The organism is Ancylobacter pratisalsi, assembly GCF_010669125.1.
GTDB classification, from domain to species: Bacteria; Pseudomonadota; Alphaproteobacteria; order Rhizobiales; family Xanthobacteraceae; genus Ancylobacter; species Ancylobacter pratisalsi.
In genome coordinates, this window is the sequence record NZ_CP048630.1 from 4,468,603 (window position 1) to 4,481,370 (window position 12,768).

Annotated in this window: 14 protein-coding genes; 1 reads left to right on the forward strand and 13 read right to left on the reverse strand. The window is 68.0% G+C overall.

Going from position 1 to position 12,768, the window contains the following annotated elements; translation table 11 throughout:
• Positions 1-35 precede the first annotated feature (35 nt).
• From G3A50_RS20825 to G3A50_RS20865, 9 genes are all read right to left on the reverse strand, one after another.
• Positions 36-800 carry an ABC transporter substrate-binding protein gene (locus G3A50_RS20825; RefSeq protein WP_163077017.1) on the reverse strand — a complete coding sequence of 255 codons (765 nt, stop codon included), beginning with the start codon at positions 798-800 and terminating at the stop codon, positions 36-38.
• 129 nt (positions 801-929) lie between these two features.
• Positions 930-1,943, reverse strand: coding sequence for a thiamine-phosphate kinase (gene thiL / locus G3A50_RS20830; RefSeq protein WP_163077018.1), 1,014 nt, complete (start codon positions 1,941-1,943; stop codon positions 930-932).
• Between the two features lie 9 nt (positions 1,944-1,952).
• The gene (nusB, locus tag G3A50_RS20835) at positions 1,953-2,447 is read right to left on the reverse strand and encodes a transcription antitermination factor NusB (RefSeq protein WP_163077019.1); all 495 of its coding nucleotides are present in this window, start codon (positions 2,445-2,447) and stop codon (positions 1,953-1,955) included.
• Positions 2,448-2,453: 6 nt separating this feature from the next.
• Positions 2,454-2,945 carry a 6,7-dimethyl-8-ribityllumazine synthase gene (gene ribH / locus G3A50_RS20840; protein ID WP_163077020.1) on the reverse strand — a complete coding sequence of 164 codons (492 nt, stop codon included), beginning with the start codon at positions 2,943-2,945 and terminating at the stop codon, positions 2,454-2,456.
• Positions 2,946-2,988: 43 nt separating this feature from the next.
• Positions 2,989-3,579 carry a riboflavin synthase gene (locus G3A50_RS20845; protein WP_163077021.1) on the reverse strand — a complete coding sequence of 197 codons (591 nt, stop codon included), beginning with the start codon at positions 3,577-3,579 and terminating at the stop codon, positions 2,989-2,991.
• A 1-nt stretch (position 3,580) separates the two neighbouring features.
• Entirely contained in the window at positions 3,581-4,693 is a 1,113-nt protein-coding gene (gene ribD / locus G3A50_RS20850; protein WP_246251957.1) for a bifunctional diaminohydroxyphosphoribosylaminopyrimidine deaminase/5-amino-6-(5-phosphoribosylamino)uracil reductase RibD, read from the reverse strand.
• Positions 4,694-4,719: 26 nt separating this feature from the next.
• Positions 4,720-5,250, reverse strand: coding sequence for a transcriptional regulator NrdR (nrdR, locus tag G3A50_RS20855; RefSeq protein WP_163077022.1), 531 nt, complete (start codon positions 5,248-5,250; stop codon positions 4,720-4,722).
• Positions 5,251-5,259: 9 nt separating this feature from the next.
• On the reverse strand, positions 5,260-6,567 hold the full coding sequence (glyA, locus tag G3A50_RS20860; protein ID WP_163077023.1) for a serine hydroxymethyltransferase: 1,308 nt from the start codon (positions 6,565-6,567) through the stop codon (positions 5,260-5,262).
• A gap of 284 nt (positions 6,568-6,851) precedes the next feature.
• Positions 6,852-7,748 (reverse strand): glyoxalase, encoded by an 897-nt coding sequence (locus G3A50_RS20865; RefSeq protein ID WP_163077024.1) that lies wholly within the window; start codon positions 7,746-7,748, stop codon positions 6,852-6,854.
• Between the two features lie 223 nt (positions 7,749-7,971).
• Here G3A50_RS20865 and G3A50_RS20870 point away from each other — a divergent pair, with 223 nt between their 5' ends.
• Positions 7,972-9,000: a histone deacetylase family protein gene (locus tag G3A50_RS20870; RefSeq protein WP_163077025.1), complete on the forward strand. Its 1,029-nt coding sequence runs from the start codon at positions 7,972-7,974 to the stop codon at positions 8,998-9,000.
• Positions 9,001-9,004: 4 nt separating this feature from the next.
• On the opposite strand, the gene G3A50_RS20875 is transcribed toward G3A50_RS20870, so the two are convergent.
• From G3A50_RS20875 to G3A50_RS20890, 4 genes are all read right to left on the reverse strand, one after another.
• Positions 9,005-10,150, reverse strand: coding sequence for a GGDEF domain-containing protein (locus tag G3A50_RS20875; RefSeq protein WP_163077026.1), 1,146 nt, complete (start codon positions 10,148-10,150; stop codon positions 9,005-9,007).
• A gap of 114 nt (positions 10,151-10,264) precedes the next feature.
• Positions 10,265-10,789, reverse strand: coding sequence for a transcriptional regulator LdtR (ldtR, locus tag G3A50_RS20880; RefSeq protein WP_163077027.1), 525 nt, complete (start codon positions 10,787-10,789; stop codon positions 10,265-10,267).
• 197 nt (positions 10,790-10,986) lie between these two features.
• Entirely contained in the window at positions 10,987-11,418 is a 432-nt protein-coding gene (locus G3A50_RS20885; protein ID WP_163077028.1) for a DUF6163 family protein, read from the reverse strand.
• A 25-nt stretch (positions 11,419-11,443) separates the two neighbouring features.
• Positions 11,444-12,505 (reverse strand): enoyl-CoA hydratase/isomerase family protein, encoded by a 1,062-nt coding sequence (locus G3A50_RS20890; protein WP_343037822.1) that lies wholly within the window; start codon positions 12,503-12,505, stop codon positions 11,444-11,446.
• Positions 12,506-12,768 lie beyond the last annotated feature (263 nt).

Here is a 12,768-nt window from a genome sequence, read left to right on the forward strand (position 1 = left end):
CGGCGCGGCGCAGGGTCAGGCGCAGCGCCGGTGTCTCAGTTGATCGGGAACGGGAAGTACTTGGCGTTGATCTTGGCGTAGGTGCCGTCCGCCTGGATCTCCTTGATCGCCTTGTTCAGCATCTCGCGCAGTTCGTTGTCGTCCTGCCGCACGGCGATGCCGGTGCCGTCCGGATTGACGCCGGGCAGATCGGGGCTGATGAACTTGCAGCACTTGCCGGCGTCGGTCTTCTCCAGCCACTCATAGAGCACGAACTTGTCGGCCAGCACCGCGTCCAGCCGGCCGGAGGCGAGGTCGGCATTGGCCTCGTCCTGCGTGGGATAGAGCTTGATGTCGGAGCCCTTGTACTTGTCTTCGAGATAGGTCGCGCCCGTGGTCGAGGACTGCGCGCCGATCAGCTTGCCCTTCAGCGCTTCCGGCGAAATGTCGGTGATCTTGGTGTCCTTCGGCGCGATGAAATTGCCCGGCGTCAGGTAGTAGGGAATGGTGAAAGCCACCTTCTCCTTGCGCTCGTCGGTGATCGACATGGAGGCGACGATGGCGTCGTACTTCTTGGCCAGCAGCGCGGGGATGATGCCGTCCCAGTCCTGCGCCACGAAGGTGCACTCGACCTTCATCTTCTCGCACAGCGCCTTGGCGATATCGATGTCGAAGCCGACAAGCTGCCCGCTGGTGTCGACCGAGTTGAAGGGCGGGTAGGCACCCTCGGTGCCGATGCGCACCTTCTTGATCTCGGCATGGGCAACACCGGCGCCGATGGCAAGGGCGGCGGCCGTGGCAAGTATCGTCACGATTTTCATTGGAAGGTCCCTGTTGCTGCCCAGGTTGCCACCCGGGTCTAGGGACCAAGGCTAGGCGCGTGCCGACGCGGAGGCAATCGGCACTTCCGCTACCCTTTCGTCGAGGCCCGCCCCATGGGCGCGGCGCGCTCAGAAGTGGCTGAAGCTGCCCTGCCCCACCGGCAGTGGTGCGCCGAGAGCGTCCCGCACCATCAGGCCCTCGCCCGCAAAAGTCCGCCCGATCACGGCGGTGCCGATGCCGCTGGCGGTCGCGGTGGCGGCGAAGGTGTCGAGCTGCTCGTCGGCCATCACCGCCAGAATCTCATAGTCGTCGCCACCCGTCAGCGCGGTCACCATGAGTTCAGGCTCGGCGGCTATCGCTGCGCGCGCGGCGACGCTCAGCGGCACACGCGCCGCCTCGATCTCGCCGCCGACGCCGGACGCTGCGAGCATCTTGGCCAGATCCCCCACCAGTCCGTCGGAGACATCCATCGCCGCGCTGGCGCAGCGGCGCAGCGCGCCGGCCAGTGCCAGGCGCGGGCGCGGGTGCAGGTAGCGATCGGCGAGAAAGGCGCGCTCGTCCGGGGCGAGCGCCTTGAAGCCGGGCCGGTCGGGCGCGAGACGCAGCGCAAGCCCCAGCGCCGCGTCGCCGATGGTGCCGGTGACCACGATCGCCTGCCCCGCCGGCGCGCTGGCGCGTTTCACCATGCTTCCCGTCGGCACCGCGCCCACGGCGGTGATGGAGATCGTCAACGGGCCATCGGTGCGCACCGTGTCGCCGCCCAGCAGCGGGGCGCCATAGTCGCTGGCGTCCTCGCCAAGGCCCGTGGCGAAGGCTTCCAGCGCCGCGCTCGACATATCGGCAGGAATGGCAATGGCCAGCAGAATACCCAGCGGCCTCGCCCCCTTGGCGGCGAGGTCCGACAGGTTGACCCGCAACGCCTTGCGCGCGACCGAGCCGGGCGCGTCGTCGGCGAAAAAATGGACGCCCGCGACCAGCGCGTCCTTCGTGAGCACCAGTTCATGGCCCGGCGGCACGGCGAGAAGTGCCGCGTCGTCCTTCAGGCCCAGCGCGCCGGGATGTCGGGCAATCGGCTCGAAAAGCCGGGCGATCAGCGCGTCCTCTCCGGACATTCTTGCCTCTCCGGAACCGCCCGTGCTCATCGCCTCTCCTCAGCCGGTGAATTCGCTGGGCCGGTGCTCACGCGCCAGCCCATCCAGAACGGCATTCACCATGCCGGTTTCCTCGCGATCAAGAAAGGCCGCGGCGACATTCACATACTCGGCCACCACGACGCGGGCCGGCACGTCGGGCCGGGAGGCCAGCTCATAGGCACCCGCGCGCAGCACGGCGCGCAGCACGGTTTCAATGCGCTTGAGCGGCCAACCGCGCACCAGCGCGGCATCGAGCACCGGGTCGATGGTGCGCTGCTCCTGCACCACCCCGCCGACGATGTCCCGGAACAGGGTGACGTCGGCGCTGGCGATCTCGTCGCCCTCGATCTCGCGCCCGATCCAGTGGCTCTCGAACTGGGCGAGGATTTCCGGCAGCGGGGTCGCCGCGACATCCATCTGGTAGAGCGCCTGCACGGCGTTGAGCCGCGCCGCGCTCTTGCGCAGCGGCTTGTGGTTGACCGGCTTGGTGCCGGTCGGTTTGGTGCTGGCCATGATGGGCTACCTTACCCGTCGCTTCAGGCGCACCAGCGTCAGCGCCGCCTGCACCGCGCCGCCGCCCTTGTCACCTTCGCTGACCCGGGCACGCGCCCAGGCCTGCTCGTCATTCTCGACGGTGAGGATGCCATTGCCGATCGGCAGCCCGCGCGCGACCGACAGGTCCATGATGGCGCGCGAGGATTCGCCGGCGACGATCTCGAAATGATAGGTCTCGCCGCGCACCACGCAGCCCAGCGCCACGACCGCGTCGTAAGGCCGGCCGGCGTTTGCGGCCGCGTCGGCGGCAATGACGATGGCGGCGGGAATTTCCAGCGCGCCGGGCACCGTCACCAGATCGGGCGCGATGCCTTCCGATTCCAGGGCCTTGCGGGCGCCGGCGAGCAGCTCGTCGGCAATGTCGTCATAGAACCGGGCCTCGACGATAAGCACACGCGCCCCGTCGAGCGGAGCGGGCGGAACATCGGACGCACGGGGCGGGCGGGGGCTCGCCATGGGTAAACCTCGCGAAACTGGTTGGGCCGACGACGTACAAGCCTCAGCGGAACTCCGCAAGCCGCGCGGCGTAGCGGGCCATCATGTCGACTTCGATATTGACACGCCCGCCGGGGTGCACGTCGCCCCAGCTTGTGTGCGCCAGCGTGTGGGGAATGAGCAGGCAGGTGAAGCGCGCGCCGTCCACCTCGTTCACCGTCAGCGAGGTGCCGTCCAGCGTCACCGAGCCCTTGGGCGCGATGAAGCGCGCCAGTTCGGCGGGGGCCTCGAAGGTGAAGCGCGTGGTCTCGCCAAGGTCCTCGCGCGCCACCACGGTGGCAACGCCGTCCACATGGCCCTGCACGATATGCCCACCCAGTTCGTCGCCGATCTTCAGCGCGCGCTCCAGGTTCACCCGGTGCCCCTCGCCCCATGAACCCGCCGTGGTGACGGCGAGCGTCTCGGGGGCGGCCTCGACATCGAAGCTGTCGGTGCCGGTGGACACCACCGTCAGGCACACCCCGGCGCAGGCGATGGAGGCGCCCAGCTCGATGGAGGACGGGTCATAGACGGAGGCGATGGTCAGCCGGCGCACGTCATTGCGCGGCACGACGGTTCGGATGGTGCCGATATCGGTAACGATCCCGGTAAACATGTCAGCGGCGCCTCATGATGGATAGCCGGTCCGGCCCGTGGCGTTCCGTCTCGGCGAGAAGAAAATAGTGATTGAGGGCCGCCAGCGGCAGCCCCTCCAGCGCGTCGATGGCGCCATCGCCCAATTGCACCGGTGCCTCGAACAGCGCGCAGGCATCGACCAGCCCGGCGCGCAGGAAGGCGCCCGCGACGCGCGGACCGGCTTCCACCATCACCCGCGTGAGGCCGCGCAGCGCCAGCAGGCGCGCCGTCTCGTCGAGGTCGAGCCCGCCCTGCCCGCCGCGCCCGACGCGCATGACCTCCACACCGCGCTCGTTCAGCGCCCGCTCTGCCTCGGCCGGCGCGTCCTCGCCCGCGATCACCCATAGCGGGGCGACATCAAGGCTCCCCAGCAGCGCGCTGTCCGGCGGCAGACGCAGCCCGCTGTCCAGCACCACGCGCAGCGGCGAGCGTTCTTCCATGCCCGGCAGGCGGCAGGTGAGAAGGGGATCGTCCGCCAGCACCGTCCCGATGCCGGTCAGCACCGCGTCATGGGTCGCCCGCATCAGGTGCACCCGCGCGCGGGTGGCGGAGCCTGTGATCACCACCGGACGGCGCCCGGCAAGGCCCACCTTGCCATCGGCCGACACCGCCATCTTCAGCAGGATGTGCGGGCGGCCCTGCGTGACCCGGCGGATATGGCCGGCATGGGCGATCAGCGCCTCCCCGGCCCCGGCCCCGACATCCACCCGGATTCCGGCGTCACGCAACAGGGCGAAGCCCCGGCCGGACACCCGCACATCCGGGTCCCCGATCGCGGCGACCACGCGGGCAATGCCCGATGCGCGGATGGCATCGACGCAGGGGGGCGTGCGGCCGTGATGCGAGCACGGCTCCAGCGTCACATAAAGCGTCGCGCCCCGTGCGCCCTCACCGGCACGCGCCAGCGCCTGCGGTTCGGCATGGGGGCGTCCGCCCTTCGCCGTCCAGCCGCGCGCCAGCACCACCGGCCCGGCCGCGTCCTCGCGCACCACCACCGCCCCGACCGCCGGATTGGGCCAGGTATGGCCGATCTCGCGGCGCCCCACGCAGAGCGCCGCGCCCATCAGCGCTTCATCGGTGGCCGTGTGGTCCATAGGTTCATTCCCCGCGCCGGGCGGGCTCAATCATCGTTTTCGGCCGGATCGGGCGCGCGCCGCAATGCCTTGGCGACGCGCATCTCTTCGATAATGGCCTCGCCCGGGCGCGCGTCCAGCTCGCCGAGCAGGGTCTCGAAATCCTTGGCCTCGCGGAAATTGCGGTAGACCGAGGCAAAACGCACATAGGCGACGTCGTCGAGCTGCTTCAGGCTCTCCATCACCCGCTCGCCGATGGTCTCGGACGTGATCTCGCTCTCGCCCATGCTCTCCAGCCGCCGCACTAGGCCGGAGACCAGCCGTTCGATACGCTCGGGTTCCACGGGGCGCTTGCGGAGCGCGACCTCGATCGAACGGGCCAGCTTGTCGCGGTCGAACGGCACCCGCCGCCCGGATCGCTTGAGCACGGTCAGTTCGCGCAGCTGCACGCGTTCGAAGGTGGTGAAGCGGCCGCCGCAATCGGGGCAGATGCGGCGGCGGCGTATGGCGGCGCTGTCCTCGGTGGGACGGGAGTCCTTCACCTGGGTGTCGAGACTCCCGCAATAGGGACAGCGCATGTCGTTACCTCAGCTGTAGATCGGGAATCGGTCCAGTAAGGTCTTCACCTTCTCACGCACAGCGGCTTCGACAAGGCTGTCCTCGTCGGTGCCCTTCTGCGACAGCACCTCCAGCACTTCGGCGATCATGTCGCCGACCTGCTGGAACTCCGCAACGCCGAAGCCGCGCGTGGTGCCGGCCGGGGTGCCAAGGCGCACGCCGGAGGTCACCATCGGCTTCTCTGGGTCGAAGGGAATGCCGTTCTTGTTGCAGGTGATGTGGGCCCGCCCGAGCGCGATTTCCGACACCTTGCCGGTCAGCTTCTTGGGCCGAAGGTCCACCAGCATCAGGTGCGTGTCCGTGCCGCCGGAGACGATCTCGAAACCGTGGCCCTTCAGGTTTTCCGCAAGCGCCTTAGCGTTTTCGACGACGTTCTTCGCGTAAATCTTGAACTCAGGCTGCAGCGCCTCGCCGAACGCGACCGCCTTGGCGGCGATCACATGCATCAGCGGGCCGCCCTGGGTGCCGGGGAAGATCGCGGAGTTGAACTTCTTGGCCAGGTCCTCGTCATTGGTGAGGATCATGCCACCGCGCGGGCCACGCAGGGTCTTGTGGGTCGTGGTGGTGGTCACATGCGCGTGCGGCACCGGGTTGGGGTGCACCCCGCCCGCCACCAGCCCGGCGAAATGGGCCATGTCGACCATCAGATAGGCGCCGACCGAATCGGCGATGGCGCGCATCTTCGCGAAGTCGATGTGGCGCGGATAGGCGGAGCCACCGGCGATGATCACCTTCGGCTTGTGCTGGTCGGCGAGCTGGGCGACCTCTTCATAGTCGATGCGCTGGTCGTCGCGGCGCACGCTGTAGGGCACCGGCTTGAACCACTTGCCCGAAAGGCTCACCGGCGCGCCGTGGGTCAGGTGACCGCCGGCGGCGAGGTTGAGGCCGAGGAAGGTATCGCCCGGCTGCATCAGCGCGAAGAACACGGCGGTGTTCGCCTGCGCGCCCGAATGGGGCTGCACATTGGCGAAATCCGCGCCGAACAGCTTCTTGGCGCGGTCGATCGCGAGCTGCTCGGCCACGTCCACGAACTGGCAGCCGCCATAATAGCGCCGGCCGGGATAGCCCTCGGCGTATTTGTTGGTGAGCACCGAACCCTGCGCTTCCAGCACCGCCCGGGAAACGATGTTCTCCGAGGCGATCAGCTCGATCTCGTCGCGCTGGCGGCCGAGTTCGGCGTCGATCGCGCCGGCGAGTTCCGGATCGGTCTCGGCGAGCGTGGCCGAGAAGAAGCGATTGCGGGTAGTACTGGAAGAAGCGTGGGCTTCGGACGACATTGACCGGCCTCCCTGGGCGGTGGCGACGCCTCGCGGCCAGCCTCATGCCAGCCGTGGGGATTCAAGGCCGGTCGCTTAGCACAGCACCCGCAGCCTTTCAAAGCATGCGGCCGCAGGGCAGTGTCCCGGTTTGAACATTCATCGCAGAACGTGTGCCGGCGCCGCGCCTTACCGCCGGCCGAAGCGGCCCCCTGTTGCCACACGACTCAGTCGGGCGACGTTGGCGTGGGGCCGCAAGGGATCCCCGGACGCGGCGCGCCCATCTACCGCAGGGGGCGTGACCGCTACGGCGTGAGGGCGTGAATTTCCGCGATGTAGCCGCCCGGAAAGCGGACCATCGCCGAAACCCGCCCCTGCGACTCGAACGGCTCGACCAGCACGCTCGCGCCCGAGGCGGTCGCCTTCGCCAGCGTCGCCGGCAGGTTCTCGACCTCGTAGCCGGTGGTCTCGTACCCGTAGGGAAAGGGCAGATGCCCGTTGGTGATCAGCAACGTCATCCGGCCGAACGGCGAGACAATCCGCATCCGGCGATAGCGGCTTCCGGCGTCTCCCACCTCGATGCCCGGCGCCGCCTTCTCGTCGGAAACCACCTCGCCCTTCGCGAAGGACAGGAAGTCCTTCACGAAAGCCTCCTGCGCATCCGCGGACAGATAGACGCGGTTCTCGGGAACGGCCCGGAAGGCGGGGTAGTCGGGCACCTTGTTGTGCACATAGAGCTGCATGTTGACGCCGCCTGGCCACTGGATCACCGCATCGCGGCCGATCGCGTCGGGGAACGCGTCGACCAGCACGCTGGCGCCGGCCTCGCGCGCAGAGGCCAGCGCGCCGTCGAGGTCCTTCACCAGATAGCCGGTGCGCTCGGCTCCGAACGGATAGGGAATCGGGGTCTTGAAACCGAACAGCGAGACCGTCCCCACCGGGGTCTGGATCAGCTGGCTGGTGGTGCGGCTGGGCGTCGGCGTGACAGTGGCGACGACCTGCCTGGTCGTGGTGCCGCCGAAAGTTGCCAGGAAGCTCGTCGTGAACGCATCGACATCCGCCGGATCAACATAGACATGGGTGGTGTCGTACTGCGGCGCCACGGCGGGGGAACCGTTCGCGGCAGAGGCCTTCGCCGGCAGGGCGCCCAGGCTCAGCAACGCAGCGAGGAAGGCAACGGAGAACAGCGACGTGGTGCGCATCGACGGGTCCTTTTCACGAAAGAGCCGCCGCGAGCGGCGTTGACGAGGACCGCTATCCGACGCTCCGCCCCCCGGCTTGAAGACACGCACGGTATTTTGTCGAAACAACCGGTCGCGCCTGCCAATGCCGACGCCAGTGGCCGGATGACACGGCGCCCGCCCCTCGCTTATGGTTCCGCGCCGCCCGATCGCCACTCCCCCACCCGCAACACCCGGACGCCCGATGCAGATCATCCATTCGCCGCGCCATCTCGGCCATTCCGGCCATGTCGAGCTCATGAACGGGCGCGTCGTCCCGGCCTTCGAGAAGCCGGAGCGGGTCGCGATGATCCTGCGGGCGGTGGGCGAGCGCCAGCTCGGGCCCTTCGTTGATCCGACCGCCCACGGCCTTGATCCTGTTCTCAAGGTCCACGACGAAGCCTTCATCCGCTTCCTCTCCACGGCCTGGCAGCAATGGACGGCGGACGGGCGCGACTTTCCCGCGCTGCCCAGCTTCTGGAAGGCGCCGGGCATGCGGGCCATCGAGCCGGACAACATCGACGGCAAGCTCGGCCATTTCTCCTTCGACGCCGGCTGCTGCATCGTCGCGGGCACCTGGGACGCGGTGCAGGCGGGTGCGGACATCGCGCTCACCGGCGTTGACCTGATCGCCGACGGCCAGCCCAACGCCTTCGCCCTGTGCCGCCCGCCCGGCCACCATGCCCATGCGGGCACGATGGGCGGCTATTGCTTCGTCAACAACGCCGCCGTCGCGGCGCAGTCCTTCCTCGACCGCGGCGCCGCGCGGGTGGCGGTGCTTGATGTCGACTACCACCACGGCAACGGCACGCAGTCGATCTTCTACGACCGCCCGGACGTGTTGGTGTGCAACATCCACGCTGATCCGATGCAGGAGTTCCCCTATTTCCTCGGCTACGCCGACGAAGCCGGCCAGGGCCCCGGCGAGGGCTTCAACGCCAATTTCCCGTTGCCCTGGGGCGCGGATTTCGAGGGCTGGGGCGCGGCGCTGGAGGCGGCGTGCGTGCTGGTGGCGGACTACGCGCCGGACGCGCTCATCGTTTCGCTCGGGGTCGACACCTACAAGGACGACCCGATCTCCCAGTTCCGGCTCGACAGCCCGGACTATCTGAAGATGGGCGCGCGCATCGCCAAGCTTGGCCTGCCCACGCTCGTCGTCATGGAAGGCGGCTACGCGGTGGAAGCGATCGGCATCAACGTCGCCAACACGCTGGAAGGGCTGCTTCAGGGCTGAGGCGTCACGCCGCGACCCGGTCGCGTCCGCCGCGCTTGGCGGCGTAGAGCTTGTCGTCGGCGCGGCTCATCACATCGTCGAGCGGCTCGTCGGGCCCGGCTTCGGCGACGCCGAAGCTCGCGGTGACGCGGGCCTGCCGCAGGGCCGCGAAGGAGGCCTCGGAAATCCGCTGGCGCAGTCGCTCGGCGAGGACGCGGCCCTCTTCGAGGCTGGCGCCCGGCAGCAGGATGACGAATTCCTCGCCGCCGATCCGGCCCCCCAGATCCGAGGGGCGGATCTCGTCCGCGATCAGAACGCCGACGGTGCGGATCACCTCGTCGCCGGCGGCGTGGCCATAGGTGTCGTTGACCGATTTGAAGTGGTCGATGTCACAGAACACCACGCTCGCGCGCCCGCCATGCAGCGCCACCAGCCGCCGCTGCCCTTCCGCCTCGAAACCGCGACGGTTGAGCAGCGGTGTGAGGCTGTCGCAATACTGCTCGCGCCGCACATCCTCCAGAATGTCGAGCGCGATCGCCAGCAGGAAGGTCAGGCACAGCAGCAGCGCCAGGATGATGAGCGCGAAATTCATCACCTGGAAGAAGATCGAGTGCCCGAACTGCGCCGTCGTGGTCGCCCCCGTCCCCGCGTCCGCCAGCAGCGTGAACACGGTGCGCGGCAGGAAGTGCAGCCCGATCAGCAGCACGATCCAGAACAGCGCCCGGTCGATCATCCTGACGCTACGCGCCCGGCGAAGGCGCCACGCCGCCCAGCACAACAACGCCCCGGCGCCGACATTGAGCACATAGATCCGGATGATCAGGCTGTCATGGACGAGGATGAAGAACGCCAGCAGCGCCAGGATGAGCGCGGCGAAGGCGAGGATGAACGGCACGTTTCCGCGCACGCCCACACGCATCAGTATCGCTTCGATGAACAGGCCGAGCGCGAGCAGGTAGAAAAACGCCGACCCCAGCGTGTTGACGCCCACTCCTGGAATCAGCGGCAGGAAAAGCTGGGCCGACACGGCAATCGCATAGGTTGCCGCCGCTCCCGCCATCAGCAGAATGTGCGGGCGTTCGCGATGGTTCCACCACAGCATCAGGAAGGCGGTGGCGAAGATCAGACCAATCGCGGGATTGAGCAGAGCAAACAGGCGGATCGGGCTCACAAGCCGGAACTCCGAAACCAGCGATGACTCGCCGTAGGGACCGGCGCGCCAGCTTGGTATCAGATTGCCCTGAAAAAGACGACTTTCCCGGCTTCCGGCGTTGATCCGCCGCGCCTAGAGCCGATACAGCACCTGGTCGGTCCAGAACCGTTCCAGCCGGTTCAGCGCCTTGTTCAGCGTCTCGAACTCCTGCGGACCAATGCCGCCGACCGGCTCGATGGTCGTGATGTGCTTGGCGTAGAGCCCCTCGATGATGGTGCGGATTTCCTCACCCTTGTCGGTGAGGCGGATACGCACCGCACGGCGGTCCACCCGCGAGCGCTGGTGGTCGAGATAGCCGGCCTCGGCGAGCTTCTTAAGGTTGTAGGAGACGTTGGCGCCCAGATAGTAGCCGCGCGTGCGCAGCTCGCCGGCGGTCAGCTCGGCGTCGCCGATATTGTAGAGCAGCAGCGCCTGCACCGCGTTGACGTCGTCGCGCTCGCGGCGGTCAAACTCGTCCTTCACCACGTCGAGCAGGCGCCGGTGCAGCCGCTCCACCAGTGTCAGGGTCTCGCGGTAGAGCGGCGAAATCTCGTCGCGTCTCTCTTCCGTTCGAGGCTCGGAAAACGGCGCGGTGGCCCTCTGTGCTGCTCTGTTCATATTCCACACCCGGTCGTGACGTGGGGATTTGCTCCCTCTGCGTCGCACGAGTGTCGGAGGCCGCTTCTAAGATGGACTTAAGCGGAAAGATGAATCGTTTCTAAACGCGGCAGGGTGGGCAAACCCGCCACACCTGGCCCGGCCGGGGCTGATCTAGGTCGCGGCAGACATCCCGCCTTCAGCCCTCGGCCGCCGGTTCAGTCGTCGCTCTCGCGGGCGGCCTTGAAGGTGAGGAAGGCGTAGATCGCCACCAGCACGGTCTCGATGATGGCGACGAACATCAGCCGTCCCACGCCCTCCGGGGCGGACGCGTTGATCAGTATCTGCACCATGGCGGTCACCAGCCACAGCACCACGCCCCAGGACACGCCGAGCCACAGCCCGACCGCAGCCACCGGATTCATGATCGCGGCCCAGATCACGGCGGACTGGGCCGCGAGAGACAGCATCTCGAAGCGGCTGGTCTCTCCGTCCCACACCCCGCAGATCAGGGTCCAGCTATACACCGTCTTCACCAGCAGGAAGCCGGCCAGCAGGCGCAGGTAAAGCACCACGCGGCGCTGCCAGGGCGGAAGCGCGGCGCCGGCGGGCCCAAGGGAGGCGTCAATCGGATCGTAGGGCGAGCTCATGCCACCTCCATAGCCGAATTCGCGCTCAGGTCAGCACCAATTCGTCGGCGAGCGGCTCGTCGAACAGCGCCGCGATGGCGCGCGCGTCCACCTCGTCCAGCCGCGCCGGCGTCCAGACCGGCTTCTGGTCCTTGTCCACCAGCACCGCGCGCACCCCTTCATAGAAATCGGGCTGCTCCAGCAGGCGCGTGACCACCCGGAATTCAAGCCTCAGACACCCGCCGAGGTCGTGGCCGAGCCCGCGCTGCATCTGCTGGAAGGCGATGTGCACGCTGGTCGGCGAGGCGCGTGCGATCGTGTCGCGCTGGACCCGCGCGAAGGCGGCGATCTCGTCCGTGCCAAACGCGGCCTGATCGAGCGCGGCCATCACCGCGTCCACGGTACCGCCGGCGAAGATGCGGTCGATAGCGGGATAGAACGCGGTCAGCGTCGGGGCGGGCGGGGCTGCGGCAAACCGCGCCAGCACGGTCTCCATCGCCTCGCCCCCGGCGAGGGCCTCGATCAGCGCCGGCCAGCGGCTCACCGGAACGTGATGGGTGTAGAGCCCCATGGCGAGGGCGTCGGCCATGCCGATCCGCGCGCCGGTCATGGCGAGCCACGTGCCGGTCCAGCCCGGCAGGCGTGGCAGCACGAAGGTGCCGCCGACATCGGGAAACAGGCCGATCGCCACTTCCGGCATGGCGAAGCCGAGCTTCTCCCCCGCCACCCGATAGCGGCCGTGGCCCGACAGCCCGAATCCCCCGCCGAAGCACAGCCCGTCGACCAGAGAGACGAAGGGCTTGGGACAGCGCGAGATCAGGTGGTCGAGCGCGTATTCATCGCGCCAGTAGTCCCGCGCGCCCTCGATGTCGCCGGCCCGGCCCAGCTCATACATCGCCCGAATGTCGCCGCCGACGCAGAAGGCACGCTCAAGGGCCGAGCGCAGCACGATATGGTGGATGTCGGGATCGCCGATCCAGTTCTCCAGCGCGGCCCGCAGTGCCCGGACCATGGCATGGTCGAGCGCGTTGAGCGCCCGCGGCCGGTCGAGGGTCGCGATGCCCACCCTGCCCCGTTTCTCGAACCGGATGCCGATTGCCTCAGTCACGCTGCCTCCGTGCATCTGGTCCTGCGTGGTGTGAGCTTGTCCGTGATCCCGCCCGCATAGGCGTTCGGACCGGTGATGAAAACCCGTCACATGAAAACGCGGCGCGATGTGGACCCAAGGTCATCGCCCTGCCGCGGCATCCTGCCCTGCGGCCGATTGACCGGCGAATACGCAATTGGACGGGTAACGAGGTCGCGCCGCGTGTCATATGAAGCTATAAGCATTCGAAACAAGGTCGTTCGATACGTCGAACGGACAGCCCC